General features: G+C 67.7%; 20 protein-coding genes and 2 tRNA genes. 6 read left to right on the forward strand and 16 right to left on the reverse strand.

Features of this window, described 5'->3' with window-relative positions; translation table 11 throughout:
* The first annotated feature begins 241 nt into the window (after positions 1 to 241).
* Genes G606_RS10710 through G606_RS0105195 form a run of 6 tightly spaced genes read left to right on the forward strand, consistent with a single transcriptional unit; the run spans position 242 to position 7,116 of the window.
* Entirely contained in the window at positions 242 to 913 is a 672-nt protein-coding gene (locus G606_RS10710) for a YraN family protein (protein WP_051198588.1), read from the forward strand.
* Positions 913 to 2,448 (forward strand): YifB family Mg chelatase-like AAA ATPase, encoded by a 1,536-nt coding sequence (locus G606_RS0105175; protein WP_026645054.1) that lies wholly within the window; start codon positions 913 to 915, stop codon positions 2,446 to 2,448. The genes G606_RS10710 and G606_RS0105175 overlap by 1 nt, the downstream gene beginning before the upstream one ends.
* On the forward strand, positions 2,445 to 3,542 hold the full coding sequence (locus G606_RS10030; RefSeq protein ID WP_231371428.1) for a DNA-processing protein DprA: 1,098 nt from the start codon (positions 2,445 to 2,447) through the stop codon (positions 3,540 to 3,542). The genes G606_RS0105175 and G606_RS10030 overlap by 4 nt, the downstream gene beginning before the upstream one ends.
* Positions 3,543 to 3,589: 47 nt before the next feature.
* Positions 3,590 to 5,431, forward strand: coding sequence for an FAD-binding protein (locus G606_RS0105185; protein ID WP_026645055.1), 1,842 nt, complete (start codon positions 3,590 to 3,592; stop codon positions 5,429 to 5,431).
* 43 nt (positions 5,432 to 5,474) lie between these two features.
* The gene (locus G606_RS0105190; RefSeq protein WP_026645056.1) at positions 5,475 to 6,434 is read left to right on the forward strand and encodes a succinate dehydrogenase/fumarate reductase iron-sulfur subunit; all 960 of its coding nucleotides are present in this window, start codon (positions 5,475 to 5,477) and stop codon (positions 6,432 to 6,434) included.
* Between the two features lie 10 nt (positions 6,435 to 6,444).
* Positions 6,445 to 7,116: an O-methyltransferase gene (locus G606_RS0105195; protein ID WP_026645057.1), complete on the forward strand. Its 672-nt coding sequence runs from the start codon at positions 6,445 to 6,447 to the stop codon at positions 7,114 to 7,116.
* A 146-nt stretch (positions 7,117 to 7,262) separates the two neighbouring features.
* Here the strand turns inward: G606_RS0105195 and G606_RS0105200 are convergent, their stop codons facing one another.
* The 16 genes from G606_RS0105200 to G606_RS0105275 form a co-directional block, all read right to left on the reverse strand.
* Positions 7,263 to 8,138, reverse strand: a complete 876-nt coding sequence (locus G606_RS0105200; protein ID WP_423734391.1) for a TIGR00730 family Rossman fold protein — start codon at positions 8,136 to 8,138, stop codon at positions 7,263 to 7,265.
* Positions 8,023 to 9,456 (reverse strand): Na+/H+ antiporter NhaA, encoded by a 1,434-nt coding sequence (nhaA, locus tag G606_RS0105205; protein ID WP_026645059.1) that lies wholly within the window; start codon positions 9,454 to 9,456, stop codon positions 8,023 to 8,025. The genes G606_RS0105200 and nhaA overlap by 116 nt, the downstream gene beginning before the upstream one ends.
* Before the next feature lie 162 nt (positions 9,457 to 9,618).
* Positions 9,619 to 10,806, reverse strand: a complete 1,188-nt coding sequence (locus G606_RS0105210; protein WP_026645060.1) for a MalY/PatB family protein — start codon at positions 10,804 to 10,806, stop codon at positions 9,619 to 9,621.
* A 295-nt stretch (positions 10,807 to 11,101) separates the two neighbouring features.
* Positions 11,102 to 11,175 (reverse strand) — tRNA-Arg (locus G606_RS0105215).
* A 56-nt stretch (positions 11,176 to 11,231) separates the two neighbouring features.
* Positions 11,232 to 11,305, reverse strand: a tRNA-Arg gene (locus G606_RS0105220).
* A gap of 110 nt (positions 11,306 to 11,415) precedes the next feature.
* Positions 11,416 to 12,759 carry an ATP-dependent Clp protease ATP-binding subunit ClpX gene (gene clpX, locus G606_RS10035; protein WP_051198633.1) on the reverse strand — a complete coding sequence of 448 codons (1,344 nt, stop codon included), beginning with the start codon at positions 12,757 to 12,759 and terminating at the stop codon, positions 11,416 to 11,418.
* 217 nt (positions 12,760 to 12,976) lie between these two features.
* Entirely contained in the window at positions 12,977 to 13,660 is a 684-nt protein-coding gene (locus G606_RS0105230; RefSeq protein WP_026645061.1) for an ATP-dependent Clp protease proteolytic subunit, read from the reverse strand.
* Between the two features lie 2 nt (positions 13,661 to 13,662).
* Positions 13,663 to 14,250, reverse strand: coding sequence for an ATP-dependent Clp protease proteolytic subunit (locus G606_RS0105235; protein WP_026645062.1), 588 nt, complete (start codon positions 14,248 to 14,250; stop codon positions 13,663 to 13,665).
* 90 nt (positions 14,251 to 14,340) lie between these two features.
* Positions 14,341 to 15,705 carry a chloride channel protein gene (locus tag G606_RS0105240; protein ID WP_231371429.1) on the reverse strand — a complete coding sequence of 455 codons (1,365 nt, stop codon included), beginning with the start codon at positions 15,703 to 15,705 and terminating at the stop codon, positions 14,341 to 14,343.
* 133 nt (positions 15,706 to 15,838) lie between these two features.
* Positions 15,839 to 17,221, reverse strand: a complete 1,383-nt coding sequence (tig, locus tag G606_RS0105245) for a trigger factor (RefSeq protein WP_026645064.1) — start codon at positions 17,219 to 17,221, stop codon at positions 15,839 to 15,841.
* Between the two features lie 49 nt (positions 17,222 to 17,270).
* Positions 17,271 to 18,557: an HRDC domain-containing protein gene (locus G606_RS0105250; RefSeq protein WP_026645065.1), complete on the reverse strand. Its 1,287-nt coding sequence runs from the start codon at positions 18,555 to 18,557 to the stop codon at positions 17,271 to 17,273.
* A gap of 91 nt (positions 18,558 to 18,648) precedes the next feature.
* Entirely contained in the window at positions 18,649 to 19,530 is an 882-nt protein-coding gene (gene pflA, locus G606_RS0105255) for a pyruvate formate-lyase-activating protein (protein WP_026645066.1), read from the reverse strand.
* A 191-nt stretch (positions 19,531 to 19,721) separates the two neighbouring features.
* A complete protein-coding gene (gene pflB / locus G606_RS0105260) occupies positions 19,722 to 22,097 on the reverse strand; it encodes a formate C-acetyltransferase (protein WP_026645067.1) in 2,376 nt (791 codons plus the stop codon).
* A gap of 287 nt (positions 22,098 to 22,384) precedes the next feature.
* Positions 22,385 to 22,582 (reverse strand): hypothetical protein, encoded by a 198-nt coding sequence (locus tag G606_RS0105265; protein ID WP_026645068.1) that lies wholly within the window; start codon positions 22,580 to 22,582, stop codon positions 22,385 to 22,387.
* A gap of 135 nt (positions 22,583 to 22,717) precedes the next feature.
* A complete protein-coding gene (locus G606_RS0105270; protein WP_026645069.1) occupies positions 22,718 to 24,415 on the reverse strand; it encodes an NAD+ synthase in 1,698 nt (565 codons plus the stop codon).
* A 42-nt stretch (positions 24,416 to 24,457) separates the two neighbouring features.
* Positions 24,458 to 25,612, reverse strand: a complete 1,155-nt coding sequence (locus tag G606_RS0105275) for a M20 metallopeptidase family protein (protein WP_026645070.1) — start codon at positions 25,610 to 25,612, stop codon at positions 24,458 to 24,460.
* Between the last annotated feature and the right edge of the window lie 31 nt (positions 25,613 to 25,643).

Consider the following 25,643-nt stretch of genomic DNA (forward strand, 5'->3'; position numbering starts at 1 on the left):
GTGCCGGACACGGCCCCTTCGTCGTCTCGGGCGCGCATCGGCGCCACAAGGCCGTTTCGCCGCCTTCGGCCATCCGTTGTCCACAGCGGCGGTGACCCGTTGTGGACAACGGGCGGCTCCATCCACATTCGACACACCCTTCCGGCGTGTCATCCACAGCCGCCCCATCCGCTGCTTCGATGGACGCGACCGTTCGTGACGCCGCGCATGCAATCGCGGCGCCGGCCGCAAGGAGGATGACATGGAGAAGACCACGATGGACGAAACCGGGACATGGACTGCCGGGACGGGGACCGGAACCGCCGAAAGCGACGCATGGACCGTGTTCGAGCACGACGAGGACATATGGGATGCGCCGGCGTTCGGCGCCGCGCCGGCTACCACGCCGATGACGAAGACGGCGAGAGGCGAGGCCGCCAACTTCGGGACCGGCGACGACCTCAGCAGTGATGACCTCATCGGTGGCGACCTCATCGGCGACGAGTTCGCCGACGGCGACGGCGAGGCGGCCGCGCGGCTGCACGCCTGTCTCGCCCGCCTCGCGATGCCAAGCATGTCGGCCCGCGAGCTCGGCACCACCGGCGAGGAGACCGCGCGGGCATGGCTCGAATGCCGGGGCATGCGCGTCATCGGCATGAACTACCGCACCCGCTACGGCGAGATCGACGTCATCGCCGTCACGCCGAACCGCACGATCCTGTTCGTCGAGGTCAAGACGCGGCGCACACGCCGCTTCGGCGCCCCCGAGGAGGCCGTCCACCCGGCCAAGCAGGTCAATCTGCGCCGCGCGGCCGGGCAGTGGCTCGCGACGCGCGGCGCGAAGGTTCCGCACGTCGCCATCCGCTTCGACGTGATCGCGCTGAGCGTGTCCGGCGACGACGTCGACGTGCGCCACATCCCAGGGGCGTTCTGATGGTCATCGGCAACGCCCTGTCGGTCGGGCTCATCGGACTCAAGGCCTTCACGATCCAGCTGCAGGCCTTCATCTCGCCCGGACTGCCGTACTTCTCGATCATCGGACTGCCCGACGCGTCGCTGAGCGAGGCGCGCGAACGCGTCAAGTCGGGCTGCGCGGCGAGCGGCTTCACATGGCCGCAGACGCGCGTGACCGTCAACATGTCCCCCGCCTCGCTGCCCAAGCGCGGATCGTCGCACGATCTGGCGATCGCCGCCGCCGTGCTCAGCGCGAGCGGCGTCGTCCCGCACGACTGCATGGTCGGTGTCGTTGTGCTCGGCGAGGTCAACCTCGACGGCAGCGTGCACGCCATCGACGGGCTGCTGCCGATACTGCTGCATGCTCGCGACGCCGGGCTGCGCCACGTCATCGTGCCGCGCGCGAACCGCGACGAGGCCGAACTTGTCGACGGCGTCGAGCCGCGCTACGTCTCCCATGTCGGCGAACTGATGGAGATGTTCGGCGCACATGCGGCGTACACGCTGCGCGACGAGGATCCCGGCATCGCCGACGGCCGCGCCGACCTGGGCACGATGGCGATGCCGGTCGGCGACATGGCCGAGGTCGTCGGCCAGCAGCCGGCGAAGCGCGCACTCGAGGTGGCCGCGGCCGGCGGTCATCATGTGCTCATGGTCGGCCCTCCCGGCACCGGCAAGACGATGCTTGCCTCGCGCATGCCCGGCATCATGGCGCCGCTCGACGAACGCGACCAGTTCGAGGTCGCGTCGATCCGCTCGCTGTGCGGCACGCTCGGCGCGTACGGCATCACCGATGTGCCGCCCTTCGAGGCGCCGCACCACACGGCCACGGTACCCGCGCTCGTCGGTGGCGGCAGCGGCATCGGCAAGCCCGGCGCCGTCACGCGCGCCCACCGCGGCGTCCTGTTCATGGACGAGGCCCCCGAATTCGCGCCGCGCGCGCTGCAGACGCTGCGCGAACCGCTCGAATCGGGCGTCGTCGCCGTCTCCAGATCGAAGGGCACGGCCATCTACCCGGCCTCGTTCCAGCTCGTCATGGCCGCCAACCCGTGCCCGTGCGGCTACGGCTACGGCACCGGCGAACGCTGCACATGCCGCGAGCGCGACCGCATCCGCTACTTCGCGCGCCTGTCCGGGCCGATCCTCGACCGCATCGACATCCAGGTGCCGGTCAACCCGATCTCACGCATCGGCGTCGCGCCGACGGCCCGCGGCGAGACGAGCGAGGCGGTGCGCGCACGCGTCGTCGCGGCGCGCGATATCGCCCGCAGGCGGTTCGCCGAGACCGGATGGGGCTGCAACGCGCAGGCGTCGGGCACGTGGCTGCGCGCGCATACGCCGACGGAGGCCCTCGACGTCGTCAACGAGGCGCTCGGCGCGCAGCGGTTGAGTCTGCGTGGCGCCGACCGTTCGATGCGTCTGGCGTGGACGCTCGCCGACCTCGCCGGCCATGGCCGTCCGGATGCGAACGACATGACCGAGGCGATCGCGCTGCGCACGAAGGAGCTGACATGAGCGACGCGATGCTGAAGATGGCCGGCGAAGCCGATGACGCGCTCGCCCGCTGCCTGCTCACGCTGTGCATCGACGACGCGGACATCATGATGGCCGCGCTGCTCAAGGGCGCCGACGACGCGCGCGCCGTCCTGACGTCCCTCGTCATGTCGATGCAGGACATGCCGCAGCCGGGGCGCGACGAAGGCATGCGGATCCTCGAACGCGACCTCGCGCTCGGCATCGCCCGTTGGGGGTGCACGCTGCGGCCGCGCACGCGCGAACGCTTCGTGCAGGCCGTGGAACGCTGGCATGCGCGCCTCGCGTCGCTGCCGAGCGCGAATCCCGACTCGCTGCGCGCATGGCTGACGGCGGACGGCGCCTACACACTGCTCACACCCGGCGACGAGGCGTGGCCGGGCGGTTTCTCCGATCTGGACGTGCGTTCCGACTACGCGCCGCCGGTGTGCCTGTGGGTGCGCGGCGACGCGGGCGCGCTCACGGCATGCGCCGAGCCGCTCGCCGTCGTCGGTTCGCGCGGCATGAACGACTACGGGCGCGAGGTGACGTCGGCGGTCGCCGAGGAGGCGTGCTTGGCCGGGCACACCGTCGTCTCGGGCGGCGCGATGGGCGTCGACGCGGCCGCCCATTGGGCCGCCGTGCGTGCGGCCGGGTCGTCGTGCGCCGGCAGGTGCGGACGCACCGTCGCCGTCTTCGCCGGCGGTCTGGGGCACATCGGCCCCTCGTGCAATGAACGGCTGTTCGCGGCGATCCTCGAGGCCGGCGGTGCCTTCATCAGCGAACTGTGCCCCGACACGCCTCCGCTGGCGCACCGTTTCCTGCTGCGCAACCGGCTCATCGCCGCGATGGCGTCGTCGGTCGCCGTCACACAGGCGCGGCTGCGTTCGGGCGCGCTCAACACGGCGAACTGGGCGAACGAGCTCAACCGGCGCCTCTACGCGGTGCCCGGCGACGTGACGAACCCGTCGAACGCCGGATGCAACGCACTCATCCGCGACCACCGGGCGATCCTGCTGGCCGATGCGCGCGCCGTTGACGAATACTGCCATCCGCGCCATGCGCCTACGGCCCGAGCCACGCCGCCCGAGCCGTAGGACGCCGGCCTCGCGGGCGCGGAATGCCTTGTGACACAATACCGGATATGACCCCGAAGCACATCGAAGAACAATACGACGCCGTGATCGTGGGAGCCGGCGCGGCCGGACTGTCCGCCGCGCTCGGCTTCCACCGCAGCGACGCCGCCCGCGCGCTGCGCGAGGCCGGCGTCGAACCGAAGGTCCTCGTCGTCTCGAAGCTGCAGCCGCTGCGCTCGCACACCGGTTCGGCCGAAGGCGGCATCGCCGCGAGCCTTGCGGACATGGAACCGGACGAATGGCGCTGGCACTACTACGACACGGTCAAGGGCGGCGACTGGCTCGTCGACCAGGACGCGGCGAGACTGCTCGCTGAGGACGCCCCGATGACCGTCATCAACCTCGAACGTTCCGGCGTCGCGTTCTCGCGCACCGCCGACGGACGCATCGCGCAGCGCCGCTTCGGCGGCCACACGAGCGACTTCGGCGCGCGCCCGGTCAAACGCGCCGCCTACTCCGCCGACCGCATCGGCCACCAGATCCTGCACACGCTGTGGCAGCAGTGCGTGCACTACGGCGTCGACTTCGCCGAGGAATGGTACGTGACCGACCTCGTGCTCGACGAGACGCTCCGGCGCGCCGCCGGCGTCATCGCCTTCGACACGCACGCCGGCGTCACCCGCGCCATCGCCGCGCGCAACACGATCCTCGCGACCGGCGGTGCCGGCCGTCTGTTCCGCACGACGTCGAACTCCCACGACCTGACCGGCGACGGCATGGCGCTCGCGCTTGACGCCGGCCTGCAGCTCGAGGACATCGAATTCGTGCAGTTCCATCCGACCGGACTGGCTCACACCGGCATCCTGCTGTCCGAGGCCTCGCGCGGCGAGGGTGGCGTGCTGCGCAACGCCGACGGCGAGGCCTTCATGGCCTCCTATGCGCCCGGCCACGCCGATCTGGCGGCGCGCGACGTCGTCAGCCGCGCAATCCGCAGCGAGACCGATGCCGGCCGCGGCGTCGCCGACCCGCGCGACCCAGACGGCCCGAAGGACTGCGTCTGGCTCGACATGACCGGCATCGACCCTGAACGCATGCGCCGCGCGCTGCCGCAGGTCGTCGAGACGATCGAGGACTACGCCGGACTCGACCCGACGAAGGACCTCGTGCCGGTCAAGCCGACCGCCCACTACACGATGGGCGGCATCCCCGTGACAACCGACGGCGAGGTCTACGTCTGGGACGGCGAACGGCGCAACATCGTCGAGGGGCTGTACGCCGCCGGCGAATGCTCATGCGTGAGCGTGCACGGCGCGAACCGCCTCGGCGGCAACTCGCTGCTTGACGCATGCCTGTTCGGCACGCGCGCCGGCCAAGCCGTCGCCGCGCGCGTCGCCGACGATCCGGTCGCCGCCGGCACGCCTGCAGACCCGGCGCTCTCCGACGCGCTCGACGCGGCGAAGACGGCGCGCGACGCCGACATCGACACGCTGCTCGCCGACGCGAAGGACGGCGACGACGACAACGCGTACCGTGTCATGGATGACCTGTCCGAAACGATGGAGCGCGGCGTCGCCGTGCTGTGCGACGCCGGCTCGATCGCGCGCGCGCAGGTCGTCGTCAACGGCCCGATCGCCGAACGCGCACGCCGCCTGCGCCCGCATTCCGATGCGCGCACCTTCAACCAGGAGCTCACGGCGATCTGGGAGGCGCGCCATCTCGTACGGCTCGCCGAGGCGATGATCGCCGCGACCGACGCGCGCCACGAGTCGCGCGGATCGCTCAAGCGCACCGACTTCCCCGACCGCGACGACGCGACATGCCTGAACCATTCGATGACGGCCGCCGGCGCCGCCCCGCTGCGCCAGCCGGTGCACGTCGTCGACATCGAGCCGGGCGCGCGCTCCTACTGAAAACGCCCGGCGTCTATAGTGGAACAGGCATGAAAGGCAACGCATGGCTCAATTAGCATCATCCGGGACGACGGTCACGCTGCGCGTGCACCGCTTCTCCCCCAAGCCGGCGCGCGAACGCGACCGCGCGCGCGGCTCCAGCCCCTTCGCGCGCAAGGCGTCGCCGTTCGGCGACTCGCCGGCGCGCACCGCACGCCGTCCGCGCGGCAAACAGTGGACGCAGGACTACACGCTCGATGTGCGCGGCGACGAGACGATCCTCGACTGCCTGCTGCGCATCAAGCGCACCGTCGACCCGACGCTCATGTTCCGCTACTCGTGCGGCCATGGCATGTGCGGATCGGACGCGGCCGCCGTCAACGGCACGCCGACGCTGCTGTGCAAGGCGAAGATCGCCGACTGGGCGCAGCCCGAACGCGTCGTCGACGCCGAAGGCTTCCGCCGCACCGTGTCCGAGACGGCCGACGCCGAAACGACGGACGTCGAGACGGCGGAAGACACAGCGAACAATGCGGCGGCCGGCCTCGGCGTCATCGAACTGGCGCCGCTGCCCGGATTCGCCGTCGACCGCGACCTCATCGCCGACATCGACCCGATGCTCGAACAGATCAAACGCCTCAAGCCATATCTGATCGCCGACGGCGTACTCGCGACGACCGAGGACGGCAAGGTCGACGTGCTCGAATACCTGCAAAGCCCAGAACAGCTCGCCAAATACGAGGCGCTGACGACGTGCATCGTCTGCGGCGCCTGCGAGGGCGCATGCCCTGTGTATGCGGGAGGCGAGGCCTTCGTCGGGCCGGCCGCGCTCATCAACCAGGCGCGCTTCATCGACGATTCGCGCGACGAGGCCACCTATGAGCGGCTCGAGGCGATCGACACGGCCGACGGCATCCAGGCTTGCCAATCGGTGCGCGCCTGCTCGCGCGAATGCCCGGTGGGCATCGACGTCGGCGAGGAGATCTGGCAGCTCATCGCACAGGTCAGGGAACGTGAGGCGTGACGCGGCGATGATGGACAAACGCACATACGACAACCACGCCAAGGCGTGGGTCTGCATCGAGGATCACGAGGCGGCGCGCGAGCCGCAGTCCGTGCGCCGGGCGCGCGAGCTGGCGACGCAGGCCGAACTCTCGCCGTGCCCGGCCTCGGAAGGGTTCCTGCTCGCCGCCTTCGCGCGGATGACGAAGGCCACGTCCGCGATCGTCGTCGGTACCGGCTCGCTCGTCGAGACCGCGCAGCTCGTCGACGGCCTCGACGGCGCCGGCAAACTCACCGCCGTCGACTCGTCGGCGGCCGGCGTCGCGGCGATCCGCACGTTCTTTTCCGCGATCGACGACACGACGCGCACGACGCTGCGCGCCGTCAACGCCGCACCCGCCGTCTTCCTCCAGCGGCTCAACGGCAACGACTACGACCTCATCGTCGTGGCCGGCGACGCCTCGAACTACATGCCGGTCCTCGAACAGGCGCCGCGACTGCTGCGCCGCGGCGGCGCCATCGTGTTCACCGACGCGCTCGCGATGCGCGCGCCGCACGCCAAGGGCGGCCTGACGAATCCGGCCGACCGCGGCGAGAAAGCGGTGCTCATGCGCGAACTGCTCGAACGGATCGAGGATGACGAGCGTTTCACGAGCGCGATGACGCCGACCGGCGACGGCGTGTTCATCGCCGTGCTGCGCTGAACGGCACAGCGCAGATGCTGGTGTAGAACATCGATAGAGAGCCGCCCCCGCGACCATTGCAACGCGGGGGCGGCTCTCTATCGATGTTCTCTATCGATCGTATCTATCAATCGTCTCTATCATCGGCTGCGGCATGCGCGCATACGTCAGTCGATCTGCGACGTGGCGACGGCGACGGCCTCGTCGACGTCGTCGGTGATCGTCACGAGCGACGGGTCGAGCGTCGAGATCAGGCCGCGGTCCTTGACGGTGCCGTTGATCCAATCGAACAGGCCTTTCCAATACGCCGTGTCGTACAGCGCGATCGGGATGCGCGCCACCTTGTGCGTCTGCACGAGTGTGAGCGCCTCGAAGGTCTCGTCGAGCGTGCCGAAGCCGCCGGGGCACACGATGATGCCTTGCGAGTATTTCATGAACATCGTCTTGCGCACGAAGAAGTAGCGGAAGGTCATGCCGAGGTTGACCCATTCGTTGATGCCCTGCTCATGCGGCAGCTCGATGCCAAGTCCCACCGATTTGCCGCCGGCGAGCGCGGCGCCCTTGTTCGCAGCCTCCATGATGCCGGGGCCGCCGCCGGTGATGACGGCGACGTTGCGGCGTGCAATGCGTGCACCCATCGCGAGCGCGGCGTGGTAGGCGTCCTCGTCAGGCCGGATGCGCGCCGATCCGAAGATGCTGACTGCGGGACCCAGATCGGCAAGCGAGCCGAAGCCGTCGACGAACTCGGCTTGGATGCGCAGGACGCGCCACGGGTCGCGGTGCAGCCAGTCGGTCGACGCGTCCGGCTTGAGCAGCCGTTCAGTCGTGCTCTCCTGCGGGATCATCTGGCCGCGCAGCAGAACAGCGCCCTGCCGGTAGGTCTGCCCCAGCGGCGAGGCGCCTTCGCTCCCCTCGCCCCACGTCACTTCATCGACGCGCGCGGCGTCCTCGCTTCGTGCGTCGTCCCGAGCTTCCTGCTCCGTCGTCATGTGCCGGCTCCTTTCGTCTGCCGCCGATGCTCTGGCTGAGCACCACAGTACCATCGGCGAGCGTGGTCTCGGTGCGTCCCGAGCCGCGCTGCACGTCGGGGACGGTCTGCTCGGCGGCCGCGCGCGCCTCGAAACGCCTCGACTGGCGGCTGAGCAGCACGCCGGAGACGGCCGCGGCGAGCAGCGACGCGAGCAGCACGCCGAAGCGCGCCTCGGCGGACAGTTCGGCGTTGGCGTAGGCGAGCGAGGCGATCAGGAAGGAGACGGTGAAGCCGATGCCGCAGGCGACGGCCGCCGGGAACATGTCGCGCACGCGCAGTCCCTTCGGCATGCGCAGGGATCCCAGATGCGTCGAGCACCATGCGACGGCCATGATGCCCAAGGGCTTGCCGACGACGAGCGCGACGATGATGCCGATGACGATCGGCGAGACGAGCAGCATCGGCGTGATCGCGTCGAAATGCACGCCGGTGGCGAAGAACGCGAAGATCGGCAGCGCAAGCAGCGCCGAGAACGGCTGGAGTTTGTCGGCGTAGCGTTCGGCGCGCGGGGAACGCTCCCCGTACATCGCGCGCGCCGGCGTGAGCAGGCCGACGAGGACGCCAGCGAGCGTCGGGTGCACGCCCGCCTCGTACATCATGACCCACGAGAGGATGCCGATAACGGCGACGCCGAACCACGGCACCTTGCGCATGCGCACGAGGAAATACCATGCCACGGCGCACACGGCGATGCCGACGAACCAATACCAAGCGTTGAGCGACGAGAAGAACACGGCGATGAGGATGATCGCGAGCAGATCGTCGACGGTCGCGAGCGTCATCAGGAACGCGCGAATCGAACCCGGCAGTGCCTTGGCGAACAGCGCGAGCACGGCGAGCGAGAACGCGATGTCGGTCGCCGTCGGAATCGCCCATCCATGCGCCGCCTCGGAGAACGGGAAGGTCGCGCCGTTCGCGATGAGCAGACTGCCCGGATCGCCGGCGCCGTAGCGCGAGAACAGCGCGACGACGGCGATGAACAGGATTGGCGGCACGATCATGCCGCCTACGGCGCACAGCATCGGCACGGCGGCGGCGCGGATGTTCGACAACGACCCGGTCGTCAACTCCTGTTTGAGCTCAAGGCCGACGACGAGGAAGAAGATCGTCAGCAGTCCGTCCTGTGCCCAGTGGCCGACACCCATCGTGATGTTCGTACCGGGCACGCCCAGTTCGAAATGCGACAGATGCTCGAACCATGCGGCCGTCGCCGGGATGTTCGCCAGGACGAGGCCCATGAGCGCGAAGCCGAGCATGATCAGGCCGGATATGCGGTCCGACGCCGCCACTCTTCTGATGGCCGCCCATGGTCCCTGTGCCGTTCCGCTCATCACACCTCCCGTTCATGCGGCCATGACGGCCGCCCTTCCACACACAAAACGTCTTCCATTATGCCGCATCCGACGCCGTCCGTACATGCGCCGGGCGGCGATGTTCACGCTTTCTCGACCTCGCCGCCCGCGTGTGCCATCCGGCGTCGCAGGCGCCGCACGTCACCGTCCGAGCGTCGCGAGCGCCGTCTCGAGGCGCGCGAGCACCTCCTCGAGCATCGGCGTCGGACAGGCGAGGTTGACGCGTTCGAAGCCGGCGCCTTCGTCGCCGAACATCACGCCTTCGTCGAAGTAGACGCGGGCGCGCTCGTGCATGAAGTCGCGCAGCGCGTCCGTCTCGAGTCCCAGCGAGCGCAGGTCGATCCATGCGAGGTAGGTGCCCTCCGGTTCAACGAGCGCGACGTCCGGATGCGTGCGCGCGAAGTCGGCGAGCACGCCGCGATTGCGCTCGAGCACGCCGAGCAGTTCGTCGAACCATGCCTCGGCGTCGTTGTAGGCGGCGATGCAGGCGACGAGTCCGAAATGGCTGACGGTCATGCCGCCGATGTTCGCGGCGGCGACGTCGTAGCGTTCGCGCAGACGTGCGTCGCGGATGAAGGCGTTCGAGCACAGCAATCCAGCGAGGTTGAAGGTTTTCGTCGGCGCCGTGAATTCGATCGCCTGACTCGCATAGGGTTCGCCGAGCGCGCCGAACATCGTCACCGGGTGGCCGTCGCGGCCGAAGTCGGCGTGGATCTCGTCCACAAGCAGCAGCACGTCGTGCGCACGGCACAGGTCGCCGATGCGGCGCAGCTCGTCGGCGGTCCAGACGCGGCCGACCGGGTTGTGCGGGTTGCACAGCAGCATCGCCGTGCAGCGCGGGTCGGCGAGACGCGCATCGAGGTCGTCGAAGTCGATCGTATAGCGGCGAGACGCCTCGTCGTAGATAAGCGCGTTGTTCGAGATCGTCAACCCGTTGCCGCGCGCGGCGTCGGTGAACGGGTAGTAGACGGGACGTTGGATGACGATCGTATCGCCCGGATGCGTGAACGCGCGCAGCGCCGTGTTGATCGCCGGCATGACGCCGTCGGACAGCCGTATGCACGACGGGTCGATCTCGAGGCCGTGACGGCGGCACATCCATCCGACGACCGCCTCGTAGTAGGCGTCGGTCGCGTAGTCATAGCCGAAGACGTCCCGGCGCGCCGCGTCGACGATCGCGTCGACGATCTGCGGCGCCGGCACGAACTCCATGTCGGCGACCGACATCGCGACGACGTCGTCATGCCCCGCGCCGAGTTCGTCCTCGATGAGCTTCCATTTGGCCGACGTCGTGTGCCGGCGTTCGGGGCGTGTGTCGAAATCGAACATGCTGTCTCCATACTCTGTGCACGCCATTGGGGCGCGCCGTCCGCTCTGTACGGAACGCCACCCTAGTGCCGCCGTGTTACGGACGGCGCACTCCCCCGCCTCGGTTCACCGGACCTTCACCACTGCCGCCACCCTGATGATGCCCGGTCGCCCATGCCGCTCATGGGCGCGTATGCCGCGGCAACCGGGCACACACCTTCATGGCCCATCGGCTGGTCTTCTGTGCACGCGCACGAAGGGGACGCAACCGAAATTGGTTAAGCCCTTGGCCGCATACGCGACCAAGGGCTTATTGTGCGCGAGACAGGATTCGAACCTGCGACCTGCTGATCCGTAGTCAGCTGCTCTAATCCGCTGGGCTACTCGCGCAGCACCGCTGCATCCGAAGTGACCGACGTTTGCACGCCTCCACTACAACGGCCAAGTGCGCGAGACAGGATTCGAACCTGCGACCTGCTGATCCGTAGTCAGCTGCTCTAATCCGCTGGGCTACTCGCGCATGTTGCTTGTTTTCGGCAACTCGAAAAATATACAACGCTTTCACAATCACATCAAATCGACGGCGTGTCGCCAATGTTTCCGCGTGTTCGGCGACCCGTCGCACTCCCCTCACACGCCGCTGCGTTCGAGGCGCAGCACCGGCCGGTGCCCTTCGGAGACGATCCTCGGTCCGCGTGTGCCGTCGACGGCCTCGGCGTCGACGATGACCTCGCTCACCGCGTCGTCACCCGGCACGTCATACATCGCGTCCTCGAGCGTGCGTTCGATGATCGAGCGCAGCCCGCGCGCGCCGGTGCCGCGTTCGAGCGCGATGCGCGCGATGCGCTCGATCGCGTCGTCGGTGAAGGTGAGCGTCACGCCGTCGACGGCGAACAGCTTGCGGTACTGGCGCGTCAACGCGTTCGCCGGCTTCGTCAGGATCTCCTTGAGGTCGTCGGCGCCAAGCTCGTCGAGCGCCGTGACGACCGGCAGGCGACCGATGAACTCGGGAAGCAGCCCGAAGTTCTCGAGGTCGTCGGCGGTGACCTGCGCGAGCAGTTCGGCACGCCCGACCTGCCGCGCACCCCACGACGTGCCGAAGCCGCTCGTGCGCCGTCCGAGCCGGTCGGCGACGATGTCGTCGAGACCGACGAAGGCGCCACCGCAGATGAACAGGATGTCGCGCGTGTCGATCTGCACCGATTCGGCCTCGCGGTGCTTACGCGCACCTTCGACCGGCACATTCGCGACGGTGCCTTCGATGATCTTGAGCAGCGCCTGCTGCACGCCCTCGCCGGACACGTCGCGCGTCACCGACGTGTTCTCGCCGCTCTTGCGCGCAATCTTGTCAATCTCGTCGATGTAGATGATGCCGTGACTCGCGCGCGCGACGTCGCCGTCGGCGGTCTGGATGAGCCGCTGGAGCACCGTCTCGACGTCGTCGCCGACGTAGCCGGCCTCGGTGAGCGTCGTCGCGTCGACGATGACGAAAGGCACGCGCATCGCCTTCGCGAGCGTCTGCGCGAGGTAGGTCTTGCCCACGCCGGTCGGTCCGAGCATCAGGATGTTCGATTTGGCGACGTCGACGTCGTCGTCCGGATCTGCGATGCGCCGCGCGGCGGCCGTCAGCAGCGTGTCGCCGTCGGCGCCCCCGTGCCGCGCACGACGCGCCTTCTCGATCTCGATGCGTTTGAAGTGGTTGTAGACGGCGACGCTCAGCGTGCGCTTGGCCGATTCCTGCCCGATGACGTATTCGTCGAGCACGGCGTTGATCTGCGCCGGCTTGGGCAGTTTCATGACCTCGAGCTTCGTGTCCTTCGTCTGTTCGTCGGCGATGATCTCGACGCACAGCGCGACGCATTCGTCGCAGATCGCCACGCCCGCGCCGGCGACGAGGCGGTTCACCTCGCGTTCGCTTTTGCCGCAGAACGCGCAGCGCTGCATGCCGTCGTTGTAGCTGATCACTCGTCCCATCGTCGCCGTCCTCGTCACGTCGCGGATGCCGTCGTCGCCGGCCGCGGCGCGCCGTGCGCCGCCGCGACCCATGATAGCCGTCAGGATACACCGCGCATCGGCCGACGCCGCTGAGCCGCTATGGCGACGGCGGCGCGGACAACCGGGAATATCCCCTCTACTGTCCGCGCCGCCGTCGTTGTTGATTGTGCGTTGATTGTGCGTCGTCGATTACGGCTCAGGCCTTCGCGCCGCGCGGCGCGAGCACCTCGTCGACGATGCCGTATTCCTTGGCCTCCTGGGCCGTCAGGAACGTGTCGACCTCAATGTCCTTGCGGATGCGTTCGATCGGCTGACCGGTGTGCTTCGCGAGCGTGTCCTCGAGCCACTGGCGCATACGCAGCATCTCCTTGGCCTGGATCTCGATCTCGGTCGCCTTACCGAATCCCTGGTCGATCGCCGGCTGGTGGATGAGCACGCGCGCGTTCGGCAGGATCAGGCGCTTGCCCTTCGTGCCCGCAGCGAGCAGGATCGCCGCCGCCGAGGCCGCCTGGCCGAGGCACACGGTCTGCACGTCCGGCTGGATGTAGTTCATCGTGTCGTAGATCGCCGTCATCGCCGTCATCGAACCGCCCGGCGAGTTGATGTACATCATCACGTCGCGGTTCGGGTCCATGCTTTCGAGCACGAGCAGCTGCGCCATGATGTCGTCGGCCGTCGTGTCGTCCACCTGGACGCCCATGAAGATGATGCGGTCGTCGAAGAGCCTCGTGTACGGGTTCTGCCGCTTGTAGCCGTACGGCGTCTTCTCTTCGAATTCGGGCACGATGTACCGGTTCTGCGGCGTCTGGAAACCGGCGATGCCGCGCGGTCCCGCGAGTCGTTCGGCGCGGGCGACGAATTTCGCTTCCTCGGATGCCATGCTCACTCCTTGTCCATGTTCATCGTGTCGTGCGTCGAGACGAGCTTGTCGACGAAGCCGTACTCGAGTGCCTCCTGCGCGGTGAACCAGTGGTCGTATTCGTTGTCGCGGTAGATCTCCTCGACGGTGTGCCCCGTCTGCTCCGCCGTGAGCTCCGCGAGCGTCTTCTTCATGTTCATGATGAGTTCGGCGCTGATGCGCACGTCGGTCGTCGTGCCGCCGATGCCGCCCGAGGGCTGATGCATGAGCACGCGCGCATGCGACGTGAGGAAGCGCTTGCCCTTCGTGCCCGAGCTCAGCAGGAACTGGCCCATCGACGCGCACATGCCGATACCGACCGTCGCGACGTCCGGCTCAATGAGCTGCATCGTGTCGTAGATCGCCATGCCCGCCGTGATCGAGCCGCCCGGCGAGTTGATGTACAGCCAGATGTCGCTCTTGGGATCCTCGGCGGCGAGCATGAGCATCTGCGCGCAGATGCGGTTCGCCATGTCGTCCTTGACCTCCTCGCCCATCCAGATGATGCGGTCCTTGAGGAGTCGGTTGAAGATCGGATCGGCGGGGCCCGCCGGCATCGCGCCGTCGTCCATCGTCGGCGTAAGTAGGTTACTCACGTTGTCTCCTTCATTGGTGTGTCCTGAACAGTCACATTACTTGGTTCAAACGACGCGGACCCGTTTCTATTCCCGACCCGCGCGCACGGCGTGCGCAGCCTCCGAAAGCCGGCGCTCGTGCACGGACGCGACGAATCGTCCGACGCCGACCGAGATGGCGCATGCGCATGCGACCGGCACATACAGGTTCGATGGTGCCTCGGTGAGCTCCATGACGAGCGTCATCGCCATCAGCGGCGCGTTCTGCGAGGCGGCGAGCAGCGCGCACGCCCCGAGCAGCGCATACACGCCGATCGAGTTCGTGCCGAACATGAGCAGCCACAGCACGCCGAGCGCACATCCGAGCGACGAGCCGAGCGCGATGCCCGGCGTGAGCACGCCGCCCGAGGCGCCCGCGCGGATCGTCATCAGCGTGACGACGGCCTTCGCGGCGAAGGAGACGAGCAGCAACGGGATGAACGCGAGCTCGGGGCGTCCGGAGAAGCCCATCTGCGCCGTCGCGCGCCCGTTGCCCATGACCTGCGGAATCCAGATCGCGATGAGCGCGGTGATGGCGCCGGCGAGCGGCAGCTGCCACAGAATCGCCGTGCCGGAGGCCTTGTGCGACTCCGCCCACGACGCGCCGCGGCGGAACCAAGCACCGCATACACCGGCGAGCGTGCCGACGACAATCGCGAAGGCGAACAGGTCGGGCGTGAAATGCGCGTCGACTGTGCCGATGACGTAGAACGCATGCGTCCCCTTGATGAGCGTGGCGACCCACGCGGCGAGGCTCGAGCACAGCATCGACAGCGCGACGGTGGCCGCCGTCACGTCCTTGAGCAGGATCTCGATTGCGAAAAACACGCCGGCGAGCGGCGCATTGTAGACGCCAGCGAGGCCCGCACCCGCCGAAATCGCGACGACCTCCATCAGGTCGCGCCGGTGCAGCCCCGTCCATCGGCACAGGCGCTGCGCGAGCATCGCGCCGAGTTCACGCGGCGCGACCTCGCGGCCGACCGACAATCCGCATCCGACGATGCCGATCTGCAGCAGCACGTGGCACACGGTCTGCCATGCCGGCATCAGGCCGCCGCGCACGGCCTGGCGCACCGACGGCACAGCGGTCGTGCGCGTACGCAGCAGCCACCAGCATACGGCGGCGATCGTCGCGCCGCCGATCAGCGAGACGGCGCGCCTGAGCGGATGGGTCAGGAACGGCCCGGGCATCGCCGGCGATTCGACAAAGCCAAGCGCCAGATGCTCAATCGCGTACAGCAGCAGCGTGAGCAGTCCCGAACACACGCCGACGGCGATGCCGAGCAGCACGACGGTGACGACGAGCGCCGTCAGCCGCGAGCCGAGCGGCGCGCGCCCCGGATCGAGGTCGTCGTCGCGCAGTTCGCCGGCCACGGCCTCGCCGTTGTCGAAATGCCCTGCGGTGATGTTCATGCCCATGCCCTCCATGATGCCCGCCGCAGCGACGGGATTACGTCAAAGGCGATGCCCCGCGTCCGCGGCGTGCGGATGCGGGGCATCACAAACGGATCGGCGCTATGGCCGTTCAGCCGAGGAAACCGAAGAATCAGGCTTCGGTCTCGTCGCCGGCGTTGAGCGAATCGGCGACGGCTGCGGCGGCGGCCGCGGCGGCGACGGATTCGTCCTCGTCGACCTCGGCGGCGGCGTCATCGGAGCCGAGGAACGCGCTCAGGTCGAGCGGTTCGCCGTCGACCGTGAAGGTGACGGCGCGCATGCCGGCGAGCAGGCCCTTGGAACGGGCGACTTCCTCGACGGCGGAGCCGATCTGGCCGTTGCGCATGATGGCCTGGATGAACTGGTTCGGGTCCATGCCGTACTGCTGGGCGATCGAGGCGAGGAAGTTGAAGACGTCGGATTGGGAGACCTGCACGTCGAGCTTCTCGGCGAGCGCGTCGAGGACCATCTGGTCCTTGAGCAGCTTGTCGACCTCTTCCTCGGCCTGCTTCTTCTGCTCGGCGGTCGCCTTGTCCTTGTCGACGCCCATGGACTGCAGCTGCTGCTCGACCATGTGCTCCTTGACGCCCTTCGGCGCCGGGATGTCAAGGTCCTTCTCAATCGTCTCGATGAACGCATCGCGCGCCTTCGTGGCCTGACGGCCCTCGGCGTCGGCCTCGACGTTCTTGCGGATCTCGTCCTTGAGCTCGTCGAGCGTGTCGAACTCGGAGGCCTCCTGCGCGAAGTCGTCGTCGACCTCCGGGAGCTCCTCGGCCTTGACGGAGTTGACCTTGACCTTGACGGTGGCGGTCTCGCCCTCGTGCTCGCCGCCTTCGAGCTTCGACTCAAAGGTCGTCTCCTCGCCCGCCGACAGGCCGTCGAGCGCCTCGTCGAGGCCTTCGAGCATCGTGCCGGAGCCGATCTCGTAGCTGACGCCCTCCTGGGAATCGACGGTCTCGCCGTCAATCGTCGCCGTGAGGTCGATGTTCGCGTAGTCGCCGTTCTGGGCCGGGCGGTCGACGCCGACGAGCGTCGCGAAGCGCTGGCGGAGCATGTCGAGGCGCGCGTTGACGTCGTCGTCCGAGACCTCGTCCTTCTCGACGGCGATCGTCATGCCGTCGAGCTCGGGAAGCTCGAAGTCGGGACGGCGCTCGACGGTCGCGGTGAACTTGAGCTTCGTGTCGTCATCGGCGCTTTCCGGCAGTTCGACGACTTCGATCTCCGGCTGCGCCATCGGACGGATGTCCTTCTCCTGCAGGGCCTGGGAGTAGAAGTCCGGCAGCGCCTTGTTCACGGCCTCGCCGGCGACGGCACCGAAGCCGACGCGCTTGTCGACGAGCTTGCCGGGCACGTGGCCCTTGCGGAAGCCGGGGACGGTGATCTGCTCGGCGATCTCCTTGCGGGCCCCGTCGAGGTACGGTTCGAATTCGTCCTGATCGACGGTGATGGTGAGCTTGGCCTTGGTGGGCTCGAGGTTCCTGACGCTGATTTTCACGCTTAGCTCCTGAAAAGATATGGTCGTATGGTCTGCCCGAAGGCAACTTTTACATGATAACGCGAGTCAGCGACGCGTTCAACAGCCCGATCTGCCATTGTCTGGCGCCCTCCGCGCGCAGGAAAGCGGCCACGTCGCGCCGCTTCGGATGATCGGTCCAGCACAGGTTGCGCAGGATCTGCGGCTTGAGCACCATGTCCGGCGGGATGCGCACGTCCTCGGCGATCTGGTTGACGGCGGCGCGGCATTCCTGCAGCAGCCGGTATCGCTGCGGATGGTGCTGGCGCCATATCCGCATCGACTTCGGCGCGTTGCCGGCCTCCGCGCCTCCCTGCTGGCGCACGACCTGCGGCAGCTGCGCGTCGGGCAGCTCGAGCGCCTGCTGGATCGTCTCCTTCCATACGCGCGGCTTGACCTGACGTTGGATCGGCGCGTAGCGCTCGAACATCTTGTCCTGCTCGGTGCCCAGCTGGATGCGCACGCGTTCGTTGAGCGAGCGGATCGCGCGGAACTGCGCGGCGTTGTGCGGCTTGCGCTTCGCCGCCTCGATGATCGCGGCGTCGGGCAGCAGCAGCGTCGGTGCGATGTCATAGCGCCGGGCGAGCCCGTCGCGCCGCTCCCACAGCGCCTTCGCGACGGCGAGCGCGCGGGCGTCGCCGCCGAGGTCGGTGATGTGCGAGACGCGCATCCACGGCGTCGGGTGTGGCCGGCGGGGCTCGAGGCCCGCCGCCAGCGCGTGGGCGAACTCCTCCTGGGCCCACGCGAACTTGCCTTGGTGTTTGAGGTCGCGCGTCATCGCCGCCTCGAGCTCGATGAGCAGCTCGACGTCGAGCGCCGCGTAGTTGCGCAGGTCGCGCGACAGCGGGCGGTGGGACCAGTCGGCGGCCGAATGCTCCTTGGCGAGCGCGAAGCCGAGGTAGTGCTCGGTGACATAGGCGAGCCCGTAACGGTGCAGCCCGAGCATGCGCGCGGCGATCTCGGTGTCGAACAGATGCTCGGGGCACAGGCCCAGATCGGCGAACCCCGGCAGGTCCTGTCTCGAGTCGTGCAGGATCCAGACGGCGTCGCCGACGGCCTCGTTGAACAGACCCCAGTCCACCCCCTGTTCGCCGAGCGCGATCGGGTCGAGCAGGACGATGCCGGCGCCCTCGCGCTTGAACTGGATGAGGCGGTCCTCGTGTCCGTAGCGGTAGCCGGAGGCCCGTTCGGCGTCGGCGGCGAGCGGCCCCGAGGCCGCGGCGAGGCGCTCGCAGGCCCTCTCGTATCCGGCGAGCGTGTCGGTGACCTCCGGCACGCCTTCGCGTGGTTGCGTCAGCAGGACCGGCTCAGCGTCCACGTGTGCTCTCCTTCAGATCCTTGCGATGTCACATAACGCATGATGCAGCCACTCGAGGACAGCGCACGGAAGGCCACATGGCACCGAAGGCTCAGTAGACGCGGAACCCGTACGATTCGAACTGCTCGCGCACCCGGTCCTTGCAGGCCTTCGACGGCCCCTTCTGGTCCTCGAGCGGATACGGGATGCGCAGCTCGTGCCATTTGGGGCGTCCGAGCTGGTGGAACGGCAGCACGTCGATGTGTTCGACGGCGTCGCCGAAGCTCTGGCAGATGCGCGCGACCTTGTCGACGTTCTCCTCGGCGTCGGTCAGCCCCGGCACGAGCACGAACCGCACCCAGATCTTCTTGCCTCGTGCCGCCAGACGTCGTCCGAAGTCGATCGTCGGCTGCAGGATGCCGCCGGTGACGCGTTCGTACGTGTCCGGGTCGCCCGATTTGACGTCGAGCAGGCACAGGTCGATGTCGTCGATCATCTCGTCGGTGTAGTTGCGGTTGAGGAAACCGGAGGTGTCGAGGCAGGTGTGCACGCCCATCGCCTTGGCCTCATGGAACACGCGCGAGACAAAGGCCGGCTGCATCATCGATTCGCCGCCGGAGAACGTGATGCCGCCGCCGGTCGCCTTGAACAGATCGGCGTAACGCTTCACCTTGTCGACCATCGCCTCGAGGTAGACCGGCTTGCCGTCGCGCATCTTCCATGTGTCGGGGTTCTGGCAGTACTGGCAGCGCAGCGGGCATCCGCTCATGAACACCGTCATGCGCGTGCCGGGGCCGTCGACCGACGTGTTGATGTCCCATGAATGCACGAAGCCGATGTCGCCGGTCTTCAGCGCGCGGATGCGGTCGCGCCGGTCGAGGCCGATCGGCGATTCGAAGCCGGACAGGCCGCCCATGAGCGTCTGGCTCGCATAGGTCTTCGATTCCTTGAGCATGTGCCGCGTCGTCGAGCGGAATGCCGTCTGCTCGTCCATCGGTTCCTCCATTCGTCCATTCGTCTTCGATGTCGTGCGATGCCGCCGTCGTGTGATTTCGATGTCGTGTGATGCCGCCGGCGTCGGCGGCCGGATACGGCAAAGGGCAGGGTGCGCGACCCCGCCCTTTGCCTGTCGTCCTCAGGCGACCCGCCGTCCTATGACGGGTCCGCCGGTGCGCTCATCGGCGCTCAGTCCTCCACGGCTCCCTGATGGAAGGTACGGGAGATGACGTCGAGCTGCTGCTCCTTCGTCAGCTTGACGAAGTTGACGGCGTAGCCGGAGACGCGCACGGTCAGGTGCGGGTACTTCTCCGGATGCTCGACGGCGTCCTCGAGCTGTTCCTTGCGCAGCACATTGATGTTCGCGTGGTACAGACCGTGGCCGTTGCCGGCGTCGAGGATGCCGACGAGGTTGGCGATGCGCTCGTCCTCGTCGCGGCCCAGGCCGTCGGGCGTGATCGTGTTCGTCAGCGAGATGCCATCGAGCGCGTCGTTGTAGTCGATCTTGCCGACCGAGAACATCGACGGCAGCATGCCGTGCGAGTCCATGCCGTTCTCCGGGTTCGCGCCCGGCGCGTACGGCGTGCCCTTGACGTGGCCGGACGGGAACGAACCGGTGTTCTTGCCGTATTCGACGTTCGACGTGATCGTCAGGATCGACTGCGTCGGGACGGCGCCGCGGTACACCGGCAGGCGCTTGACCTGACCCATGACCGTCGAGACGACCCACTTGGCGAGGTCGTCGGCGCGGTCGTCGTCGTTGCCGTAGAGCGGGAACTCGCCTTCGGTGCGGTAGCCGACGACGAGGTCGTCGTCCGCGCCCTCGACGTACTCGAACTCGTGGCCCGGCATGTCCTTGGCGTCCTTGTTGTAGATCGGGTAGACCTTCGCGTACTTGCATGCAGACAGCGAGTCGGCCGCGATCGACAGGCCGGACATGCCGCAGCCGAGCGTGCGGTAGACCTCGCGGTCGTGCAGCGCCATCTCAATCGACTCGTAGGCGTACTTATCATGCATGTAGTGGATGATGTTGAGCGCCTCGACGTAAGTCTCCGAAAGCCATTCGAGGGCCTTCTCGTAGTTCGCCTTGACCTTCTCGAAGTCGAGCGAGCCGTCGGCCTCCGGCTGGACCGGGTCGATGATGCCCTTGTCGATCACCTGCATGCCGGTCATCTCATCGCGGCCGCCGTTGATCGCGTACAGCAGCGCCTTCGCGGAGTTGACTCGCGCGGCGAAGAACTGCATCTGCTTGCCGACGCGCATCGGCGAGACGCAGCATGCGATCGCGGCGTCGTCGCCCCAATGCGAGCGGATCTCCTTGTCGGACTCGTACTGGATAGCCGAGGTGTCGATCGAGATCTTCGCGCAGAAGTCCTTGTAGCCTTCCGGCAGCTTCGGATCCCAGAAGATCGTGATGTTCGGCTCCGGACCGGGTCCGAGATGCTCGAGCGTGAGCGTGTTGAGCAGGCGGAACGACGTCTTCGTGACCATCGTGCGGCCGTCGTCGCCGAAGCCGCCGTCCGACCAGGTCGCCCAGTACGGGTCGCCGGAGAAGATCGCGTCGTAGTCCTTCGTACGCAGGAAGCGCACGATGCGCAGCTTCATGACGAGGTTGTCGATGATCTCCTGCGCGTCCTGCTCGGTGATCGTGCCGTTCTTCAGGTCACGCTCGAAGTAGCAATCGAAGAATGTGGAGACGCGGCCGAAGCTCATCGCGGCGCCGTCCTGGCTCTTGACCGAGGCGAGGTAGCCCATGTAGGTCCACTGGACGGCCTCCTTCGCGTTCATCGCCGGACGCGCGAGGTCGAGACCGTACTCCTTGCCCAGGTTGATGAGCTTCTTGAGCGCCTTGATCTGCTCGTCGTGCTCCTCGCGGTAGCGGATCCAGTGCTCGATCTCAGTCTCGGAGAAGTCGTTGCGGTACGGGATCGCGTCCTTGTCGCGCTGCTTGAACTTGATCAGCGTGTCGACGCCATACAGCGCGACGCGGCGGTAGTCGCCGATGATGCGGCCGCGACCGTACGCGTCCGGCAGGCCGGTGAGGATCTTGTTGTGGCGCGCGACCTTGATGTTCTTCGTGTAGACGCCGAAGACGCCGTCGTTGTGGGTCTTGCGGTACTTCGTGAAGATTGCCTTGACGGCCGGGTCGGGCTCCTTGCCCGCTTCCTTGATCGCCTGCTCGACCATGCGCCAGCCGCCGTTCGGCATCATCGCGCGCTTGCACGGCTCGTCGGTCTGCAGGCCGACGATGACGTCGTCGACTTCCGGCGAATCGATGTAGCCGGCCGGGAACGCGTCGATGTCGGCCGGGGTCTGGGTGTCGACGTCGTAGACGCGCTGCTTGCGCTCGACGGCCAGATAGTTGTCGTCGAGGTACTGCCACAGATGCTTCGTCTTGTCGGTGGCGTCCGCGAGGAAGGACTCGTCGCCCTCGTACGGCGTGTAGTTCTTCTGGATGAAGTCACGGACGTCGATGTCCTTCTCCCAGTTGCCGGGAACGAAGCCCTTCCAGGCCTGCTCCTTGATGTCCTCCGGGGAGACCGCGGTTGCCTCAACTGCTGCCATATTCACTCCTTTTTGGGGGGTCTGTTGCGACGCGTCTTCGTGTCGTTTGCCTGTTTCATGATAACCGTTCGTCATCGGCGAACGGCTGCGCACACGCGTGACCTTGGTCACATTCCCGGTTTTTCCATGTGATGCGCGTCACTCATCGTCAATGTGAGCGTGCACATTGACGATGAGTGACGCGCATCGATAACCGACTCCGTTCATCGACGACGAAGGCCGCGCCGATCGACGTCCGTTCGATCGGCGCGGCCTTCGTCGTCGTCTTCAGCGTCCCGTGGGACCCGTCACTTCGACGAGCCCCAGCTGTTCCACGCGTGGTCTTCGTCGTCCCAGCGCTTGTTGCGTTCGGCCGCCGTCTTGAGCGCGTCCATCGCCGCCTGCTTCGTCGGGTACGGCCCGATGCGGTGCTCCATCGGCGACTGCGGACCGAGCTCGACCTGCCCGGTCGCCGTGTTGTAATACCACTGCTGCGCTTCGCTCATGCTCTCGCTCCTTGTATTGCGTTCGGCCGGCGTGCCGACCGAGCCGTGTCCCATGCAATTTCTGCCGCTGCGCGATTGCGCCGCCGCAGACGCCTGTTGCGCTCACCACTGTACGCCGGGGGGCGTGCGGGTCCGCTATTCGCGGAACCTGTCGGTGACCGGCAGACGCCGGTCACGGCCGAACGCGAGCGCGCTCACCTTCGGTCCGAGCGGGTATTGGCGGCGCTTCCATTCGGCGCGGTCGACGAGACGCATGACCGTGTCCACGGTCTTCTCGTCGAAGCCGTCGGCGAGCAGGTCGGCGCGTCCGTGCGCACGTTCGATGTAGGCTTCGAGGACCTTGTCGAGCAGCGCGTACTCCGGCAGCGAATCCGAGTCCTTCTGTCCGGGGCGCAGCTCGGCGCTCGGCGCCTTCTCGATCGAGCTGACCGGGATGACGACGCCGCCGGCCGGCATGACGCCCGCGTCGCCTTCCTCGTTGCCGACGATGCGCAGGCCGCCGACGCCGATGCCCTCGGCGGCCGCGCGGTTGCGCCAGCGTGAGAGCGCCCACACTTTCGTCTTAAAGACGTCCTTGATCGGCGCGTAGCCGCCGACGGCGTCGCCGTAGATCGTCGAATAGCCGCAGGCGAGTTCGGATTTGTTGCCGGTGGCGAGCGCGAGCGCACCCTTCGAGTTCGAATACGCCATGACGATGACGCCGCGGATGCGCGCCTGCAGGTTCTCGGCGGCCACGCCCTCCAGCTGCAGCTGGCTTTGGAAGGCGTCGAAGAGCGGTTCGATCGGCTGCACGTCGTAGTGGGCACCGAGGTTCGCGGCGAGGTCGGCCGCGTCGTCCTTGGACCCGTCCGACGAGTACATGCTCGGCATCGAGATGCCGTACACGGCCTCGCCGCCGGCGGCGTCGGCGGCCATCGCGGCGACGAGCGCCGAGTCGATGCCTCCGGACAGGCCGAGCGTGACCGTCGTGAAGCCGTTCTTGGCCATGTAGTCCTTGAGGCCGAGCACGCAGGCCATGTAGACCTCCTCGTCCTCGTCGAGCGGCGCGGCGATCGTCGTCGGCCGCTGGCGGTCGGCCTGCGTGTCGAGGTCGAAGTACGCGAGGTCCTCGACGAACATCGGCGAGCGTTCGAGCAGCGTGCCGTCGACGTCGACGACGAAGCTGCCGCCGTCGAAGACGAGGTCGTCCTGACCGCCGACCTGGTTGACGTAGATCATCGGCGCGCCGACCTCGGCCGCGCGCCGCGCTCCCAGCTCGAGGCGCGTGTGCGTCTTGCCTTCCTCGTACGGCGAGCCGTTGATCGTCAGCAGCAGGTCGATGCCGAGGCGTGCGAGTTCGGCGACGGGGCCGCCGTCCTGCCAGATGTCCTCGCAGATCGCGACGCCGACGCGTGCGTCGGCGATGTCGAGCACGACGGCGCGCTCGCCGGACGAGAAGATGCGGAATTCGTCGAAGACGCCGTAGTTGGGCAGGAAGTGCTTGTCGTAGCCCGCCCAGACGCGTCCGTCGTGCAGGACGACGAGACGGTTGCGCGGCTTGCCGTTGGCGTGGTCGGTGCCGATCGTGCCGGCGACGACATACAGCTCGCCCAGGCCTTCGTCGCCAAGCGCGGCGGCGAGCCGGTCGGCGGTTTCCCAGGCGGCCTTGCGGAAGGTCGCGCGCAGCGCGAGGTCCTCGATCGGGTAGCCGGTGAGCGTCATCTCCGGGAAGACGACGACGTCGGCGCCGCCCTCCTTGGCGCGCCGGGTGAACGTGAGGACCTTGCGGGCGTTGCCGTCGAGATCTCCGACGCAGGTGTCGATCTGCGCGAGTGCGAAACGTAGTGTGCTCATGCCCACCAAGTGTAGCGCCCAGGTGTTGCGCCGCGCGCCTTCCTATTCGTTCGCGAGCGTATGCAGCGTCTCGAGCGCGGCATTCGCGTAGAACTCGGCGCCGGTCTTCACGGTCTCGTCGAAGCCGACGAAGCGCGGGCTGTGCCAGTCGGCGCAGCCGGGCGTGCCATTCGAGCCGACGAAGGCGAAGACGAGGCGTGTCACCTCGGCGTATTCGGCGAAGTCCTCCCCCGCCATCGACGGCATGATCGGCGCGGCCTCAGCGTAGGCGCCGATCGCGGCGGCGACCGGCGCGATCAGGTCGGGGTCGCACACAAGCGGGGCCTGGAAGTCGTCCCATTCGATGTCGGCGCGGATACCGTAGGCCGCTGCCGTCGACATGACGATCTGCTTGAAACGGCGGGCGGCGAGGTCGCCGTCCTCGCGGTGGAAGTAGCGGGCGGTGCCCTGGAATCCGGCTTCGGCGGGAATGACGTTCCACACGTCGCCGCCGTGCACCTCGGTCACCGAGACGACGAGCGGGTGGAACGGCGAGACGTTGCGGCTGACGATCGTCTGCAGCGCGAGAATCATCGAACTCATCGCCTCGAACGGGCCGGTGCCCTTGTGCGGGTAGCCGCCGTGCGCGCCGTCGGCGTGCAGGTCGACGCGGAAGCGCACGCAGCCGGCCATCATCGGCTGCGCGCCGGCGGCGAGGACGCCGGGCGCGTAGTTCGGGTTGTTGTGCGTGCCGATGATCGCGTCGAGACCGTCGGCGAGCCCGGCGTCGATGACGGCGCGTGCGCCGCGTCCGAGCTCCTCGGCCGGCTGGAAGATGACGCGCAGCGTGCCGTGGATGAGGTCGCGGTGCGCGTTGAGCCAGAACACGGCGCCGAGCAGGCTCGCCATGTGCAGGTCGTGACCGCAGGCGTGCATGACGCCGTCGTTGACGGACGCGAAGTCGAGTCCCGAATCCTCGCGCACCGGCAGGCCGTCGATGTCGGCGCGCAGGCCGACGACCGGTCCGTCGTGCGCGCCCTCGATGCGCGCGACGACGCCGGTCGGCATCGGGTCGTCGAGCAGTTCGACGCCGTGCGCGGCGAGCACGGAGCGCAGATATGCGCTCGTCTCGCGTTCCTCGAAGGAACGTTCCGGATGGCGGTGCAGATGGTGGCGGATCGCGCGCAGTTCGTCGCTCAGTTCGATGCTCACGGCCATGATTGCCTTCTTCCCTGTTGTTTGTTCTTCT

It is taken from the genome of Bifidobacterium sp. AGR2158 (assembly GCF_000424225.1).
GTDB classification, from domain to species: domain Bacteria; phylum Actinomycetota; class Actinomycetes; order Actinomycetales; family Bifidobacteriaceae; genus Bifidobacterium; species Bifidobacterium anseris.